This is a genomic window from Ochrobactrum teleogrylli, assembly GCF_006376685.1.
Taxonomy (GTDB): Bacteria; Pseudomonadota; Alphaproteobacteria; order Rhizobiales; family Rhizobiaceae; genus Brucella; species Brucella teleogrylli.
The window spans coordinates 450985-469488 of record NZ_VEWL01000001.1 but is presented as its reverse complement, the minus strand read 5'-3'; the positions used below and the strand labels follow the sequence as shown (position 1 = coordinate 469488).

The window sequence follows — 18504 nt, the reverse complement described above, 5'->3', positions numbered from 1 at the left end:
GTTCCAAAACTCGGCCTCAGATAGTCTGCAAGAATTCATGCAGCACGACGGCCTGATTGTGTTCCTCGTCCTTCGCGCCATAGAGTAAAGTCAGCGGCGCATCACCGGCCTTGGCAACCAGTGCTGTGAGATCCGGCATTTTATTTTGCAACTCGCGGTGATAGCGTTTTTGAAACTCTTCCCACTTCGCGGGATCATGATCGAACCATTTGCGAAGGTCTGTAGATGGAGCAACATCTTTTGCCCAGAGATCGATGGCGGCCTTCTCCTTGGTCATGCCGCGCGGCCAGACACGATCAACCAGAACCCGGTAGCCATCATCAGGTGATGGCGCTTCGTAGATCCGTTTGAGGCGAATATCGGTCAAGTTGGAATCTCCGCATCGTCGCTACTGTCACTTATTTAACGTAGCTGCGGGGAATAGGCGACAACAGAAGCGCCACGCGGGGGCGCAGCGCTTCTGTGTTTCGCAGGATTACGCGGCTTTGCCGAGCAAACCGTGCGGATCCAAGACGAACTTTTTCGCCACACCCTGATCGAAGCTTTCATAACCGGCTGCCGCATCTTCAAGCGAAATGACTTCCGCATTGACGATTTCGGCAATATTCAAACGCCCGTGCAGGATCGCCTGCATCAGTTGCCGGTTATATTTCAACACCGGCGTCTGCCCGGTGTGGAACGATTGCGCCTTGGCCCAGCCAAGCCCGAAACGAAGCGACAGGCTTCCCTGTTTGGCCGCGCCGTCCACCGCGCCCGGATCTTCCGTCACGTAAAGTCCCGGAATACCAACGGACCCGGCGGGACGGGTGATTTCCATCATCTGGTTCAGCACGATGGCAGGCTGCTCACCACCGCTATGGCCTCTGGCTTCGAAGCCCACCGCGTCAATGGCGCTGTCAACCTCGTTGCTGCCGGTGACTTCCGCAATCATGTCGCCCAGACGGTCGCTGGCGGAAAGGTCGATCGGCTCGAACCCGACCTTGCGGGCATGTTCCAGACGTTCCTTGTTGAAGTCTCCGACCATCACGACGGCAGCGCCAAGAATGCGCGCGGAAGCCGCCGCCGCCAGCCCGACAGGTCCGGCACCGGCCACATAGACCACCGAACCGACACCGACACCCGCCTTGACCGCGCCGTGAAAGCCCGTTGGCAGAATATCCGACAACATGGTCAGATCGCGAATTTTCTCCATCGCCCGGTCGCGATCCGGGAATTTCAGCAGATTGAAATCGGCGTAAGGCACCATGACATAGCGGGCCTGCCCGCCGATCCAGCCACCCATATCGACGTAGCCATAGGCGCCGCCAGCGCGTGACGGATTGACGGTCAGGCAGACGCCTGTGTCCTGCTCCTTGCAGCAACGGCAGCGACCACAGGCAACATTGAACGGCACGGATACGATATCGCCGACATCAAGCATCTCGACATCTGCGCCCTTTTCGATGATCTCGCCGGTAATCTCATGACCAAGCACAAGTCCGGGCATCGCCGTCGTGCGACCGCGCACCATATGCTGGTCCGACCCGCATATATTGGTCGAGATGACTTTGAGAATGACACCGTGACCGAGTTTCCTCCCATCAGGTGCAGACAGCACCGGGTCTTCGATATCACGGACTTCGACTTTTCCGGGTCGCATATAGACGACGCCACGGTTCCTGCTCATGTCTACCTCCTCCAGGTTGGACAACAAACGAAGATGTCAGAAGTGAAAACGTAACGGCGATGGGAGCAATGCTCAGTCTCAATCGCGACACGTCTCATTCAATTTGCACGCCGCAGAACAGCCGTCATAATTGCGAGTGATGATAATAGAACATTGTATATATTAGCGAAGCAGCTTGACTCTGGGTTGTGCGCAAGCTTCACATGACGCGGATTCTTTCCGCTCTTCCAGGGGACATTGGTCGGGCATGAAATCGCAAGGAGAGGCAGATGCTTAACGGTTTCAAACGGCAACTCGGGCGTGCGCTATCGGCACAGATTTTCCTGACGCTGGCTGCAATCACCGGTTTGACCGCAGGGCTTGCGATTGCGCCTGCGCCTTCGAACGCCGCTGAAACGCGCCGTATCGAGATAACTGAAGATAGCGATTATTTCGGCTTCGACCTGCGCACCCAGAAGAACCTCACGCTGGACCAGTGCAAGAGCACCTGCCTCGGTGACAATGCCTGCCGTGCCTTCACCTATAATCCGAAGGTGAAGTGGTGCTTCCTCAAGACGGATTTCAACAAGCTCAATCCCTCTGTCGGTTCCATTGCGGGTAAGGTTGTATCGGGCGCGGCCAAGGACACCGCCAAAGCTGACATTGGTGCCCCACCGGCCATCACCTTCTTCGCTGACAATCTTGTCGACGAAGCGCGCCGTTTCCGCACCTCTATCCTGGCTGCCGACAGCAGCGAGGGCCTCAGCACCCTGAAGGCCGATGCAGCCACGGCGCTCGCCAACAGCGACCCGCGCACGGCGATGGAAAAGTTTGCAGCCGCAGCGGGTGCTGCTCCTGACGACAGCGCGCTCTGGACCGGGCTTGCTCTCGCCACTTTGGCGACCGAGCCTTCCAACAGCGAAGAGACGGCCAAGTTCAAACGCGACGCCACTTCAGCAGCCTGGAACGGCTATCAGACCTCGCGCAGCAAGGCCGCGCGCGCCGACGCGCTGAACGCGATGGCGCAGGCGCTTGACCGTCGCGAACTGTCCCGCCCTGCCCTTCAGGCTTATGATGCGAGCCTCAATCTCGTCAATTCAGCCTCCGTTCGCGCCGCCTATGAAGACCTCAAGGCTCGCAAGGGTTTCCGCATTGTTGACCACAGTGTCGATAATGACAATGCATCGCCGCGTATCTGCGCCCAGTTTTCCGAAGAACTGGTCAAGAGCGGTGCCGATTACTCCAGCTTCGTGACGCTGGATAGCGCTGCGCCCAAGGCGATTGAAGCCAAGGATCGCCAGATTTGTGTCGAAGGTCTGGAACACGGCCGCACCTATAGCGTGACGTTCCGCGCCGGCTTGCCTGCCGCCATTGGCGAAACGCTGCCAGCGCCGGTAACCCTGTCTGTCTATGTGCAGGACCGCGCGCCCTCGGTACGCTTTACTGGCGACAGCTTTGTGTTGCCTGCCAAGGCGCGTCGTGGCATTCCGCTGGTCAGCGTGAATATGGATGCGGCCAAGGTAAAGCTCTATCGCATCGGCGACCGCTCCTTGGCGCAGCTTCTGTCTGGTTATCAGTTTCTGCGTCAGCTCGACGGCTATGATGTCAGCACGGTTTCCGACCAGATGGGCGCGCCCGTCTGGGAGGGTGAGATCGAAACGACTGGCGGCGAGCTGAACAAGGAAGCCACCACCAGTTTCCCCATCGATGAAGCACTGCCGCAGCGCAAGCCGGGCGTTTATGTGCTAACGGCAGAACCGATCAAGGCAAGCGGTGAAAGCTATGACACCAAGGCGACGCAATGGTTCGTCGTATCGGATATCGGCCTTTCGACCTATACCGGTCAGGATGGCATCAATGTCTTCGCGCGATCACTTGAAACGGCTGAGCCCCTTTCCGGCGTCAAGCTGACGCTGCTGGCCCGCAACAATGAAGTGCTGGGTGAAGCGACAACCGATAGCGATGGTCGCGCCACCTTTACCGCCGGTCTCACCCGCGGCTCCGGCGGCATGGTTCCCGCCGTCATGATGGCCAATCAGGGCGAAGACGATTTCGTCTTCCTCGATATGGCGCGTGCTGGCTTCGACCTCTCGGATCGCGGCGTCACCGGTCGTGCAGCGCCCAAGGCGCTCGACGTCTATGCCTGGACCGAACGCGGCATCTATCGTGCAGGCGAAGTGGTTCATGCCGCTGCCCTTGCCCGGGACGATGCGTCGCTCGCCGTGGACAATCTGCCGCTGACCTTCATCTTCACGCGCCCAGACGGCGTGGAAGACCGCCGCCTCGTCTCGGACAGCAGCAAGGCTGGTGGACATTCCGTCGACCTGACACTGCCCGCCAATGCCATGCGTGGTACATGGAACCTGAATATCTACACCGACCCCAAGCAACCGGCGGTCGCATCGCAGATGTTCCTGGTTGAAGATTTCGTGCCAGACCGCATCGAGTTCGACCTGACATCGGACAAGCCGGAAATTGCGAGCGGCGAAGCTGCCAATGTGACTGTCGATGGACGCTTCCTTTATGGTGCGCCCGCAGCCGGTCTGGCGCTGGAAGGCGAAGTCACGCTTTCGACCAAGCGCGACTGGGACCGTTTCAAGGGCTATTATTTCGGTCTGGCCGATGAAGGTCAGGGCGAAGCTACCCGTCTGCCACTCGACCAACTGCCCAAGGTTGGCGACGATGGCAAGGCGACATTCCCGGTCGTGATTGATGACCTGCCATCCACCACCCGTCTGATCAATGCAGCCGTCACCGTTCGCATGCGCGAAAGCGGCGGTCGTGCTGTGGAACGCAAGCTTGACCTTGCCGTTCGGCCGCAAGGATCGATGATCGGCATCCGGCCGGATTTTTCCGGCGATGAAGTACCGCAAGGCGGCACCGCAAAATTCAGCTTCATCGCTTCCGACGCCAAGGGCAACCGCACCAACCTCGACGGTGCGGTCTGGTCGCTGGTTAAGGTCGAGCGCAATTACCAGTGGTATCGCAGCGGCAATAGCTGGAACTACGAGCCGGTCACATTCACCAAGTCGGTTGCAACCGGCAAGATCGACCTCAAGGCCGATGCTGAAGCCAGCATCACCCAGCCGGTCGATTGGGGCCGCTATCGCCTTGAAATCGAGACTGGCGATGCTTCGGGTCCGGCTTCAAGCTACGAATTCGACGCGGGCTGGTATGTGGCCGCAACCTCGACGGAAACGCCCGACGGCCTCGAAATCGCGCTCGACAAGGATCATTATGCAGCCGGTGAAACCGCCAAGCTGAAGGTCAGCCCACGTTTTGCCGGTGAACTGCTGATCACCATCGGCGCAGAAAAGCTGCTGACGACCATCAGCGAAAGTGTTTCGGCGGATGGTGCAACCATCGACATTCCAGTCGGCGAAGACTGGGGCGCTGGCGCTTACGTCACTGCAACGCTGTTCCGTCCGGGCAGCGCGCAGGAAAGCCGCATGCCCGCCCGTGCTATTGGCCTCAAATGGCTGAAGGTTGATCCTGCCGACAAGCAACTGGCCGTCAAGCTGACGCCACCGGAGAAAGCCACTCCGCGCGGCACGCTCTCGGTTCCCGTTTCTGTGGAAAATGCAGGCGGCGAGCAGGCCTATGTCATGGTCGCCGCTGTCGATGTCGGCATTCTGAACCTGACACGCTATCAGCCGCCTAATCCAGACAACTGGTTCTTCGGCCAGCGCCAGCTCGGTCTTGAACTGCGCGATATGTATGGACGCCTTATCGATGGTTCGCTGGGCACCACCGGCAAGCTGCGCACCGGCGGCGACGGCGGCAACATGGCAGCTGAAGGCAGCCCGCCGACTGAAAAGCTGGTCGCGCTTTTCTCCGGCCCGGTCGAGCTGGATAGCGATGGCAAGGCAACCATTGATTTCGATATTCCGCAATTCAACGGCACCGTCCGCGTCATGGCCGTAGCTTGGACAGCCAAGGCCGTGGGCCACGCTTCCAGCGATGTGATCGTGCGCGATCCGGTGGTCATTACGGCTGGTCTGCCGCGCTTCATGGCGCCGGGAGATCAGGCGACACTGCGCCTCGATATCGCCAATACGGACGCGCCCGATGGAAATTACCGTCTTAGCGTCGAAACGAGCGACAATCTCGGCACGGAAATCGGCTCTTATCCCGACACGCTTGCGCTGGCCGGTGGCAAACGCCAATCCGTCGCTGTGCCGCTCAACGCGCAGAAGACCGGACAGGGCAATATTACGATACGCCTTGCCAATGATGCCGGACTGGCCATCGAACAGAAGCTTTCGCTGCCGGTGCGCCCCGTGGATCTGCCAGTCACGACACGTCAGGTGGTCAGCCTTCCGGCCAATGGTGGCAGTCTCAAGATCGATGGCGGCTTGCTTTCCGAAAGCCTGCTCGACGGCGCTTATGTCAGCGTTGGTGTCACCCGCAGCGCGGCGTTCGACGTGCCGTCGCTTCTGATGGCGCTCGACCGCTATCCATATGGTTGCGCCGAGCAGACGACAAGCCGCGCCCTGCCCCTGCTTTACTTGAGTGAAATGGCGGCAGGCTCCGAAGCAAGTGCTGGCCTTGGCGACCAGGATGAACTCAAGAAGCGCGTGCAGGACGCTATCTATCGCGTGCTGAGCTATCAGTCTTCGTCCGGTTCGTTCGGCCTGTGGGGACCGGGTTCCGGCGACCTGTGGCTTGACGCCTATGTCACCGACTTCCTCACCCGTGCCCGCGAGAAGGGCTATGTGGTTCCGCAGGAAGCCCTGCTCTCGTCGCTGTCGAACCTGCAAAATGCGCTCGGCTATACGACCGACGCCAAGGAAAAAGGCAACGAAATCGCCTACTCGCTCTATGTGCTGGCGCGCAACAAGAAGGCTTCGGTCGGCGATCTGCGTTATTACGCGGATACGCAGCTCGACAATTTTGCAAGCCCGATGGCGATTGCCCAACTGGCTGCGGGTCTGGCGCTTTATGGCGACCAGCAGCGTTCGGACCGGGTGTTCAACGTCGCTCTCGACCGGGCAAGCACCAATACGGCATTTGACTATAATCGCTCCGATTATGGTTCGCGGCTGCGTGATGGCGCGGCCATGCTGGCGCTGGCCGCCGAAAGCAAGCCTGCGCCGAAAGTGCTGCCTTCGCTTGTCACGCTGGTTGGTTACGAACGCGACCAGGCGAAATATCTCAGCACGCAGGATCAGGCGTGGATGCTGCTCGCAGCCCGTGGTCTCAAGGAGAACAATGCATCGATCAATCTCGATATCAACGGCACGGCCCATGAAGGCGCTTTCTCCGAACGCGTCAATGGCAACGCGCTGGAAGCTGAACCGCTTGTTCTGACAAACAGGGGCAGTGATACAGTGGACGCGGTGGTAACAGCCGTTGCGCCGCCCGCGCAATCGCTGCCTGCCGGTGGCGAAGGCTTCAACATCGAGCGGGCCTATTACACGCTCGATGGACAGGAAGCCAACATCACCAGCATCAACCAGAACGAGCGTTTCGTCGTGGTGTTGAAGATCGACGATCTGCAACAATGGCAGTCGCGCCTGCTGGTCACCGATCTTCTGCCAGCCGGTCTGGAACTCGACAATCCGGGCCTCGTTTCGAGTGCCGATCTCGGCAACTTCCCATGGCTCGAAAGCACGCAGGCCGCGCATCTCGAATTCCGCGATGATCGCTTCGTCGCTGCGTTTGACCGCTCGGCAGGTGAGAAAAAGCAGATTGTTCTCGCCTATGTCGTGCGTGCTGTGACGCCAGGGCTTTACACCCATCCGGCGGCGACCGTCGAGGACATGTACCGTCCGCAATATGCTGCGCGCACGGCGACTGGCATGATGGAGGTCACTGCGCCGTAGGGCTTTCGGATAAGATATGAAACGGCGTTGGAAAATAGCAATTGGCAGTGCCGCACTTCTCGGCATCGCCGCCGTTGCGACGGTCGGCCTTGACTGGCTTGACCGCGCTTTTCCACCCCCTTTGCCTGAACGCCTGACCATCTCCACCGAAGTCATGGATCGTGACGGCGAACTGTTGCGCGCCTATGCGACGCCGGATGGCTATTGGCGGCTCAATACACGCATTGAAGATGTCGATCCGAAATTCGTAAAAATGCTGATCGCTTATGAGGACAAGCGCTTTTACGATCATAGCGGTATCGATCTATGGGCCTTGGCGCGCGCGGCGGTGCAGCTTGCAGGCAACCAACGCATCGTGTCCGGCGGCTCCACCCTCTCCATGCAGTTGGCCCGGCTGATCGAACCACGCGAAAGCCGCAGCTTCGGCTCCAAATTCCGCCAGCTTGCCCGCGCCATGCAAATCGAGCGCCGTTTGAGCAAGGACCAGATATTGGAGCGTTATCTGACACTTGCCCCCTATGGCGGCAATCTGGAAGGCGTGCGCTCGGCATCACTTGCCTATTTCGGCAAGGAACCGCTGCGGCTCACCACATCCGAAGCCGCAATGCTTGTCGCGCTGCCGCAATTGCCGGAACGTCGTCGTCCGGACCGCGCCGCCAGCACCGCACGCATGGCGCGTGATCGCGTGTTGACGCGAATGGTTCAGGCCGATGTTCTGACCACCGATGAAGCCGAACGCGGCAAGCGCGAGGCGATCTCCGCCACCCGTCATGCTCTGCCTGCCCTCGCCGCACACTTTGCCGATCTGGCGCTCAAGAAAGCGCCGACAGAAGCCCGCCACACACTGACGCTGAAGAAATCCGTCCAACTGGGTCTTGAAGCATCGGCCCGCGAGGCGGCATCAAAACTTGGACCCAAAGTGTCCGTGGCCATGGTGCTGGCCGATAGCCGCAACGGCAATATTCTCGGCGAAGTCGGGTCCGCGGATTATTTCGATGGCAGACGGCAAGGCTGGATCGACATGACGCGCGCCGTGCGTTCGCCTGGATCGACGCTCAAGCCATTCATCTATGGGCTTGCCTTCGAACAGGGCATGATTGCGCAGGAAACCATCATTGAAGACCGCCCGCAGGACTTTGCTGGTTACCGTCCGCGCAATTTCGACATGAGCTATCAGGGCGATGTCAGTATCCGGCAGGCGCTGCAAATGTCGCTGAACGTCCCGACCGTCAGCCTGCTGGACGCTATCGGTCCTGCCCGGTTGACCACGCGGTTTCGGCTGGCGGGTGTCAGCCTGCAACTGCCTAAGAACGAACCACCCGGTCTCGCCATCGGGCTTGGCGGCGCCGGGATCAGCCTGCGCGATCTTGTGCAGCTTTATACCGGGCTCGCCAATGGCGGACGTGGAGCCGCCTTGCGCGACGGAACCGAAACGGCGGAGCCGACGCAACCGTCCGGCCCTATTCTCACCGAACAGGCCTCATGGCAGATCGGCGATATTCTGGCCGGTGTCGTGCCTCCTCAAGGGGCACCCCGACGTGGCCTCGCTTACAAGACCGGCACATCCTATGGTTATCGCGATGCATGGTCGGTCGGCTATGACGGGCGTTATGTGCTGGGTGTCTGGGTCGGGCGTGCTGATGGCGGTTCGGTGCCGGGTCTTGCCGGTTATGCATCCGCCGCGCCAATTTTGTTCGATGCTTTCGTCAAGTCGGGCGTGGTTTCCGTGCCATTGCCGCGCGCGCCAGCCGGAACATTCCGCACGGCCCGTGCCGATTTGCCTGTTACGCAGACACGGTTTTCGTCGGCGAGCGATCCGCTCCCTGTGCTGAAAGCCGCAACCGAACCCGCACCGCGCATCATTTTTCCGCCCGATGGCGCGCATGTGGAGTTGAAAGCACTGACTGAAACCGCATCGCCGCTGGTGCTGAAATTGCAGGGCGGGCGCGCACCGTTTCGCTGGCTCGCCAACGGCAAGCCCGTGGCAGAGCCGGAACGCCGCCGCACCGCCACATGGCAACCGGACGGCACGGGCTACTCGACCCTGACCGTGATCGACGCCGCAGGCCGCGCGGCAAGCGTGAAGATTTTCGTGGAATAGCGCTTATTGCGCCGCTTCCGCGACGACCTCGCGAACCTCGGTCTTTTTCTCCAGCGACATGACTTTCAGATTGCCGGAAAACAATATGCCGGTGATCGGCAGAACCGGCTCGGCTGGCAGTTCATCCTGACGAACGCTATCCTTCGGCACATGCAGCTTGTGTTCGACATCGCTATCCGCACCGGAAAGCGTCAACGCGACATTGCCCCGCGCGTCGAGAAGATTGGTGCCGTAGAGAAATTCGAAGCTCAGCATGGAGACGAGAAACTTGTACGTTCCGTCGCGCACACCACCCTTCATCATCGCTGCGCGGTGCACCTCGTCGCCGATCCTGACGTCGAGCGGCGGAATGCGTGGATCGCAGACATAGCCGACCGCCAGCAACTGGCCGTTGTCCACTTCAAAGCGCATACGCTCATTGCCGAGGTTCAGGGCGGAAATGGAAAAGCGGCGGTTGCTATATTCCACCGGAACCCGTCCCAGCCGCTTGCATAGCTGCTCGCCACTTAAGGCACGTGCATTGGCAAAGTGGTCGGGATCGATTGCAAAAGGAAGCGCCTTCGGGCGATGGGGCGCGGAGAGCGCCGGTTCGAGCACATCAGCAATCAGGTTGGCGACAATGGTGGTGGCGATGGGCCGCGAATAATGCCCCTGATCGAGATAGAAAGACGGGTTGGTCACGGCATCACGACCATATTGCTGCATCAGCATGCGCGAGACATCGGCGCAGATCGTGCCATACCATTGCGAGATGTAATTGATGCCCGCATCGATAGACGGAACCGAATTGAGGAAAGACCCGTTGCGCGCACCGAAGACGAGCGTTGCGATACGCAGGTTCGGATTGCGCTCCAATGCGTAGCGGATAATCCCTTCATAGAACCGCGCCCAGTGACGGAAGGGCCTGCGCTCGTCGCCATAGACGAAAGCGTCGTTGATCGCATATTCGATCAGCAGCAATTCGCAGTCTTCCAGTTGCTCGAAAATCTTCAGCTGATAAAGACCGAGCGCGCTCGTCGTACCGCCGACCGCCAGATCGGCAACGATATCCAACTCCACCCCGCGTCGCGCCATGGTTGAAAGCAGGGTCGGCAGATAGCCGGGCAGCATGACCGTGTTGGAACCGCCAATGATTACAGTCTTGAGTTTCATTTCGTCACCGTTGCGGCCTGACCTGCAGGGGTCAGAGCCCCGCAGCGCCAGACGCCGTAAGTTCCCTCATCCCAATCGAAATAATAGGCAGCCGCGATCTGGCCGCTATCCATCATCTGGCGAAAGCGTTCCCGCGCTTTCTCGACCAGTTGCTGGCGGTTATTGTCATCTGCCGGGCAGGCCTTGGATTTGTTGGCAAAGCCCCATTCCGTGATCCAGCACGGCTTTCCATCGGCACCGCCGCAGAAGGAAAGCGCCTTATCGACATGCTTAGCGCGCGCGGCCCGCGTTCCGCTGCTGCCGGGATAAATGTGAATCCCGTAGCCATCGGCCACCGTATCGAGGCCGTGCTTTTTCAGAAGATCGGTGAACGTCGTCGGATCGATCGTATCGATCCCGCGCCGATCTGCATCGGCAAAGGGGATATCCGAAAGTCCCGCTGAAACCACCTTTGCGCCCGCATTGTGTCTGGTTTTCGCCAGTTCGGTACGAACGACGCGCAGCAGTTCGACATATTTCTCCGCGCCCTTCTCCACGAGGGGCAGTTCTTCCATTTCGCTCAGCGAGCGAGCGGTCTTTGTTTTTTCCTTCGGCAGAATGGCCAGATCGCCATTATAGGCGCCCCAGTTGATTTCGTTGCCGGTCTCGACACCGATCAGCTTCACGCCAAGCGCGTCGATTTTCTGCAACGCATCACCAATCGCTGTCTGAAACCGTTTCGGATCAATATCCGATAGCCGGTACATATCCCAGATACGGCCTCGCCCTGAACGCGGCTTCGTGCCTTCCGGATAGAAGTCCACATTGTTCAGCGAAACTTCCAGCAGAATTGCGAGCTTCTTCTCGTGCGCAAGCCGCACCGCATCGATGCTCTGGTCGATGGGCCGCGTCAGCGAAAGCCGCACGGCGACCACACCGTTCTTCACCATCTGGTCGAAGATCTGTTCGCGCTCTGCGGCGGGCAACCAGGCCATATTAACCCGGTTGACGCCGAAACGCGTATCGGCCAGAGCGCCGTTCGGCATGACGCCGAGCAGGGCAGCACCCAAAAGCGCTGCAATTGCCCGTTCGCTGCCCCCGGTGCTCCTGACCGTCAGTTTCATCGGATACCGATATCCTTCAGCGCGCCGTTGAAATTGGCTTCGCATTCCGAATAACGATTGATGGCGGCGGGCACATCGATCTTCGAAAGGAAGTCGCGCAGGTAAGCCTTTTTCTGCGGTTCACGGTTCCACACGCTGGCATCAATATGCGGAAAACCGACAAAACCCAGCATTTCGCGCATTCGGTCATCGACGGCGATCATCAGCCCCGGAATGCCGGACTGCATGCCGATGATCGTGCCGTGGAAGCGGCGGCTCAAGCCGAAATCCTGACTGGAAATCCAGCTGCGCCATTTGTGCGTATCGAAGAACACCAGCAGCTCATTCTTGCGCTGCCATTTTTCCATATGCTTGTATTCGACAGGCGCCGTGATGCGGCTTGCCGCCTGATCATAGGCTTCGGAGTGGTCTTCACCCGCCATGTTCATGTTGTAGACGATCACTTCGTCCTGAAGGACATAGCTTGCGACACTGTCCTTTTCGAGCAGCGCATGCGCGTCCACAATCGTATCAGCAACGCTGCCGAGATAGCCGCCGAAAGAGATTTTCTGCGCGTCCGCAAGGCTTGGATCAGCCAGACGGCTCAGCGAGCGTTTCATCTGGTCCGGTGCATAATAAAGCGATGGACAGCCGGTCGGACGGACATATTTCATGCCCGCATCCTTCAGGAATTCCGCCGTGAAATGGCCACGGGTCAGAAAGAAGCTTTCCTTGCGGCGCAGAATTTCAAGGAAGCGGCGCGTGCCTTCCGGCAGCTCTTCCTTCAGATTTTCCTTCTTCTGAATACCGATACCCATGACGACAATCGGCATGTTCAGCTTTTCAAAGACGAAGGATTCGGTCGTTGCCGCATAGCCCGGGCGCAAGAGATTCGCCGAGGCGAACAGGCAAAGATCAAAGCTCTCATTGAGCTTTGCATAGGTGTCCGGTGAATTGAGGCTGTTGGCGAGATGCCAGAACGGAACATAGGTCACGTCGTGGCCGCGCACGGCGTTGGCTGCGCCCTCACCGATAAGATAATTACCTGTATTGGCAATCTTCTTGACCTGATCGATCACATCCTTCTTCGTGCGGATAGGTTCGAAATAGGGGCGATGCTTCACGCTCGCCCCGGAAACACTTTCGACGGTCCGCATCAAATATGACGGAATGCCGGTAATCATTATGCGCATGATGATCCATCTTCGCTGGAGTTATAAAACGGCTCGTGGATTGGGAGCTATCCAATGCCGATTTCTGAAAGGGCGCTTCGGAAGTTGCGTTCGCGGTCCGAATATTTTTCGATCACGTCGGGGATGTTCATCGCCGCAATATGATCGCTCACGAATGCGCGCCGGTCGTTGGCGGCGTTGAGATCGCGGGCGTCGATCTTCGGCAGGCCGGAGAAATTCAGCATTTCGCGCATGCGATCATCGACAGCCACCATCAGGCTCGGCACGCCAGCCTGCATGGAAATGACATTGCCGTGGAAACGGCGACCGAAGGAGAAATCCATGGTCGAGCACCAGGCACGCCACTGATTGGTGTCGAGAAAAGCGTGAACGCTGATCTTCTTCTTGAGATCGCCGGAGCCCTTATAGGTGAGCGGGCCGACCAGTTCGCCTGTGGTCGAATCGTAGGCGCGGCCATTGGCGTCCGGCTCAAGCTGCATGTCGAAATGCAAAAGCTCATCCTGCACGACATAGGCCGAACGACCATCATCGGAGCTAAGTGCATTCATGTCTCCGATGGTTTCCAGTTCCGCACCCATATAGCCGGTGAAGACGGTGCGACCCTCGCCCACCTTCACATCCGGCAAGCGGCTGATTGCCTTGCGCATATTGTCGGGACGGAAATAGAGCGACGGACAGCCAACCGGGCGAACATAGGAAAAGCCCTGATCGCGCAGATAACCAGCGGCATTCTCGCCACGCGTGAGGAAATAATGCTCACGGGATTTCAGGACTTCCAGAAGCTTCTTCGTGCCTGCTGGCAGACCGTCTTCACCTTCAATGTCCGGACGATTCTGAATGCCGATACCGAGCATCACCACCGGCATGTCCAGCTTGGATAGGACCAGAGCTTCTGCATCAGCCGACAGGCCCTTGCGCAAAAGATTGGCGCAGGTAAAGACGCAGATGTCGAATTCCTTGTTGATCTCTTCGAGACCAGTCCCGTTATTGATGCAGTTATAAAGATGCCAGAACGGAACATGTTTTGCAGATGGCAGAAGGGCGGTCATGGCGCCCTCTCCAATCAGATAATTACCCGTGTTGCTGATGTTCTTCAGTTCCTGGATAAAATTATCCTTGGATTCCGAATCCCGCTGCTTTTCCGAATAATAAACCTGCGCCTTGTCCGCGCGCTGGATAAGGCGGGTCAAATGGCTCGGAATGCCAGTGACGAGAATTCGTGGGTTGGCTGGGCGGCTCATAGGTCGACCTTTCTGGTATGATCAGGCAACTGCGCGGCCGGGGAGAACGGCAATCGCGCTGGCATCATCTGCAACGTCCGGCTGGGAAGACCGGGATTTCGGATAGACAGGGCTGATTTCATTGGCCCAGTCCGTGAAGTCGGAAAACGCGGCGCTCCATGTGCGGTGCGCCGCCGAGGCAAGCGCGCCTTCAGCCGTGCGCATCAAGGCGTCACTGTCCTGCGCAAGAATGGTCAGGATACGCGTCATGTCGGAGACGATCTGCGCATCATTGCCATTGCGGATCAGGATGCCGTCACGGCCATGATTAATGAGCTCGTCAACCGCACCGACCGCTGTTGCGACCGGCACACAGCCAAGCTGTTGTGCTTCGGCGATCATCAATGGTGCGCCTTCCCAACGGGAAGGCATCAAAAGCACATCGGCCCAGGCAAGATGGTTTGCGATGTCCTTGCCGTCGAAGACCGGCGGCGACACGCGAACGCCCGCCTCTTGCAGCTTCGTCATCCAGGATGCGCTCGGATCGTCGGACAAAATCTCTCCACCAATTGCCTGTGCGTCGAAGGAAATGCCCTGCTCTCGCAGCTTCATGATCGCGTCGTGCAGCCGGTCGATGCCCTTCTGGCGGTCAAGGCGGCCCATATAGAGGATGCGCATAGGTCGGCCTTTTCGGCCTTCCTTGCGGGCTGCTGTCACCTGCGCGCGCTGCTTCGCATCGATTGAGAAGCTGGCGCCATTGGGCACCGAGAACACTTTCTCGAACGGCACGCCAAAACTGTGCAGGTAGATTTTCAGCTGATCCGAACAGGTGAGAAACGCATCATAGGCATGTTCGAAGGCGATGGCCGCATAAGGCTGTCCAGCCTGACGGCGGAAGACCGTTTCGTCCACCACATGGAGATAACAGGCCGTGCGCGTTCCCTCGGATCGAAGCTTGCCCATCAGCGGATGCGCGGCCATCACGTGGTTGTTCACGACCAGATCGAAGCCTGAAAGCTGACCACGGAGAATGCTCCAGTCGAGCGGATGATCCTCGGTGATGAAATCCTGCCCCAGAAAACGGTTCGTATCGCCCCAGGCCGGAATACCATCCTTCCACAAATGGAGATAATCGAAGGACTGGTCGAACTCGTCCAGCACGTCCATGCGTTCATTGCCGAGGACGAAGAGATGGGTTTCAAAGCCCTGATTCTTCAATTCGCGGCCTGCGGCATAGGCCACCTTTTCCGCGCCGCCAAACGATGCGTTCGGAACCAGAACGGCAGCCGTCTTTTTCTTCGCTGGATTATGGCCGAGCGGCAGGACAGGCCCGCCGCCCAGCTCGTCACGCAGCACCTGATACATGTCCGACAAGGCGGGCAGACGGCGCGGACGCCACGTCCAGCGCATGGCCGCGCTCTGCTTGAGCGGGCTTGTGGCAATCGACGTGACCAGATTGAGCATGGATTGTTCCGGTCGCGACAAAGCGCGACGCTGGCGCACCCGCGGGAATGGAAAGCGCACTTTCATACGCGCCGATGTGGGCCACAATTGCTGCGTGCCGAGCGAGGCGAACCAGTTCAGCGCATCGTTCTCGATAATGTCCCGGATCAGTCGGGTCGAAACGAAAATCAGATCGGCATGCGGCTGTCGCGTGCCGGACGGCATGATTTCCGTATCGATCCGCCGCTCGTTTTCGACATTCGTCAGTTCCACGAAAACGATATTGGCCTGCTCGGCGAGCTTCTCCAATCGCGACAGAATATTCGGGAACAAACGCGAGCGTGCCAGCAGTTTCAGAGTCTCGGTATTGGATGAGGCGAGGAATGGCGGGAAATGGAAATTATCGGGTTCCGACACACTGCCCCAAAAGGCCCGGATCGCATCATCGAATTTGAGATCGGTCGCACCGAGGCTCGGATCGGTGAAGAAACTGACGGTTCCCTCGCCTGCGCGAATGACGCCATAGCGCGGGCATTCCTCATGCTCGAAACCAACCAGAGTAGGACGACGGAACAGCGCCTTATGTCGCTTGCGCAGGAAATTGATCGAACCGGAACGGTCGCGATTGGCTTCCTTGAAGCGGCTTTCTGCGCGCAGACGATATTCGAAGCCGGTGTCATGGCACGGCGTACCAACAAAGCCTGCCTCAATCGCCGAAAGCCAGAATTCCCAGTCTTCAAATCCGTTCTGGCGGTCATCGTCGAAGCGCACGCCGCTGCGGAACACATCCGCCGAGATCATCGACCCCGTATCGCAAATATTGTCCGTGATGCAGTGGATGAGCCGCGAATAGCTGTCGCCGTAATGGGCACGCCAGTTGACCGAAAACGTATCGATATTCGTGTAGACCCAGCCCGCATTCGACGCGAGAAGCTTGCGGTAAAGCGTATCGATGGTGTGCGGCTGCACACGATTGTCGGCATCGACGAAATAGACCGCCTTGACGTCCGGCATCTCGTCCAGAATGTATTCGACAGCGCGATTGCGCGCGCCGCCCGGGCCGGCGTTTTCGCCGAATATCACATGGATGTTCGGATGGGCTGCGGAATAAAGCGCCAGACTGTCGAACACCTCGCGACGCGGATCGCCATCGACCGACACAACAATCTGCGTGCGGAACACGGTCTGCGACGCGAGGATCGATTCCAGTGCCTCAAGCGCCAGCGCCGCATGGCCGTAGAGCGGCATGGCGATGACGATCAAATCCTTCGATCTATCGTACATTCGCGGCCTCTTTCAGCACCTCTTGGGCGGGACTGGCTTCGATGTGCTTGACCAGCCGGAAGTTGAACACTTTCAGCCATGAGAAATCGACGGAATCGCCTGCCGCCTTGCTCAGCACGATGAGGTCCATCGTGCGGTCGATGGGTTCTTCCAGCATGAAATTGATGTCGATGGGACGATTGGGCGCCACTTCCGACCAGCCACTGAACAGCACCTGCGAACGCCGCCGGTCCATGGAAGCCAGCGCACCGATTTCTTCCTGCGCATCCGATGCCAGATTGACGAGCAGCAGACCGACAGCGCAAGCTTGGCCCTCGGGGTGATCGATCACAGCACGGGCCGAAATCCGCACGGTCCCCGGCGCGACCACGCGGCGGATGGCAGCGGCGGTGATCCCCTCTGCAAGCGGGTGGCAACCGATAGCGTCTTCGTGTTCCAGAAAACGTACCGTCGGGAAATCCGGCGTAAGCGGTGTCACCGAAACATTGGTGACATTGCGCAGCAATTCAATCGGCAGACGGTAATCATCCACCTTGCGACCGTTGATCATCGATGTCGGCACGATGGCGTTTGGCAGCGATGCCGGACGCACACCCGGCAGACCGGTGAAAATCCGCAGCGCCAGTGGGCGCATGTCGAGATCGGCATGCGGAATGCGCGCACGCGCGGCATAGCGCTCATTGGCGATCACATTGCCCAGCGAGATTTCTGGCGGCACGCCGCCCGTCGCCGCGATGCGAAGCCGCAACGTTCGATGGCTGCCGTCACAGGCTTTCGGGAGCGAGAAGAAGTTCCACTCCGAATGCAGCGTGCCATAAGGCACCAGCCATTCGGCGATACCCTCGCCGTTTTCGAGATAGTCCAGGGTGACGATCAGCTGACCGTTACGGTTGGCGGGCAGATCGCGGAAATGCAGCGCAAAGCCCGACACGGCATAGCTCGACACCGGAAAAAGCTGTTCGATTTCAGATTCGCGCAGCAGGCGCGCAAAGCCTTCATCCTTGGGATCGACCAAAGGCGCGTGGCTGAATATCTCGGTGGAAGAATCCCAGTTGCGCGCATGAAACGCGTCTTCGATGGCGCGATAATTCTCGAACATCGTTTCGCGTTCACGTCGCAGCATGGCAAGTTCTGCATGCACCTTGCTGACATGCCCGACAAGGCGGTCCAGACTGCTTTCCAGCAGCTGGGTCACCAGCATGGGCACGGTTTCAGGCCCAGCCTCATCGACGCGCACAACCGGCACTTCCGGTATGGTGCGCATGCGATAAAGCTGCTGCAGTATAGCGTTCAGTTCGTGGGCGCCTTCATCGGAAGCGGCAACCGCGATGAGTGGAAATGTATTCGCCAGACGCAGACGCTTGCCGTCGCCTTCGACGAAAGCAGTCACGTCGCCCAGAGAAGTCGCCTCCAGCGCTTCACGATCACGCATCGAAGCAATGGCATAGCGGCGGTTCTTCCGCCCCGAGATCGCAGGAAGTGGTGTGCTCAACATAGTCGTCCATTGTCTGATGGCCGATTGGGAGGTTCGGCTTACAAGTACAATGAGAAAATACAGA

General features: G+C 58.8%; 10 protein-coding genes. 2 read left to right on the top strand and 8 right to left on the bottom strand.

What is annotated here, in order from left to right; genetic code table 11:
• Positions 1-16 precede the first annotated feature (16 nt).
• Positions 17-367, bottom strand: a complete 351-nt coding sequence (locus FIC94_RS02015) for a DUF488 domain-containing protein (RefSeq protein WP_140023749.1) — start codon at positions 365-367, stop codon at positions 17-19.
• Positions 368-475: 108 nt separating this feature from the next.
• Entirely contained in the window at positions 476-1666 is a 1191-nt protein-coding gene (fdhA, locus tag FIC94_RS02010) for a formaldehyde dehydrogenase, glutathione-independent (RefSeq protein WP_109367436.1), read from the bottom strand.
• Positions 1667-1935: 269 nt separating this feature from the next.
• Here fdhA and FIC94_RS02005 point away from each other — a divergent pair, with 269 nt between their 5' ends.
• Both FIC94_RS02005 and pbpC read left to right on the top strand, forming a co-directional pair.
• Positions 1936-7470: an alpha-2-macroglobulin family protein gene (locus tag FIC94_RS02005; protein ID WP_140023748.1), complete on the top strand. Its 5535-nt coding sequence runs from the start codon at positions 1936-1938 to the stop codon at positions 7468-7470.
• A 16-nt stretch (positions 7471-7486) separates the two neighbouring features.
• Positions 7487-9571, top strand: a complete 2085-nt coding sequence (gene pbpC / locus FIC94_RS02000; protein ID WP_140023747.1) for a penicillin-binding protein 1C — start codon at positions 7487-7489, stop codon at positions 9569-9571.
• Between the two features lie 3 nt (positions 9572-9574).
• Here pbpC and FIC94_RS01995 read toward each other — a convergent pair whose 3' ends face one another.
• Genes FIC94_RS01995 through FIC94_RS01970 form a run of 6 tightly spaced genes read right to left on the bottom strand, consistent with a single transcriptional unit; the run spans position 9575 to position 18440 of the window.
• The gene (locus FIC94_RS01995) at positions 9575-10723 is read right to left on the bottom strand and encodes an SGNH/GDSL hydrolase family protein (RefSeq protein WP_140023746.1); all 1149 of its coding nucleotides are present in this window, start codon (positions 10721-10723) and stop codon (positions 9575-9577) included.
• Entirely contained in the window at positions 10720-11826 is a 1107-nt protein-coding gene (locus FIC94_RS01990) for a glycosyl hydrolase (protein ID WP_235891935.1), read from the bottom strand. Before FIC94_RS01990 ends, FIC94_RS01995 begins: the two co-directional genes overlap by 4 nt.
• Positions 11823-12998, bottom strand: coding sequence for a polysaccharide pyruvyl transferase family protein (locus tag FIC94_RS01985; RefSeq protein ID WP_109367440.1), 1176 nt, complete (start codon positions 12996-12998; stop codon positions 11823-11825). Before FIC94_RS01985 ends, FIC94_RS01990 begins: the two co-directional genes overlap by 4 nt.
• 47 nt (positions 12999-13045) lie before the next feature.
• Positions 13046-14239, bottom strand: coding sequence for a polysaccharide pyruvyl transferase family protein (locus FIC94_RS01980; protein ID WP_109367441.1), 1194 nt, complete (start codon positions 14237-14239; stop codon positions 13046-13048).
• Between the two features lie 21 nt (positions 14240-14260).
• A complete protein-coding gene (locus tag FIC94_RS01975; RefSeq protein WP_140023745.1) occupies positions 14261-16945 on the bottom strand; it encodes a glycosyltransferase in 2685 nt (894 codons plus the stop codon).
• Positions 16935-18440 carry a DUF6212 domain-containing protein gene (locus FIC94_RS01970; RefSeq protein WP_109367443.1) on the bottom strand — a complete coding sequence of 502 codons (1506 nt, stop codon included), beginning with the start codon at positions 18438-18440 and terminating at the stop codon, positions 16935-16937. Before FIC94_RS01970 ends, FIC94_RS01975 begins: the two co-directional genes overlap by 11 nt.
• Positions 18441-18504: the final 64 nt, after the last annotated feature.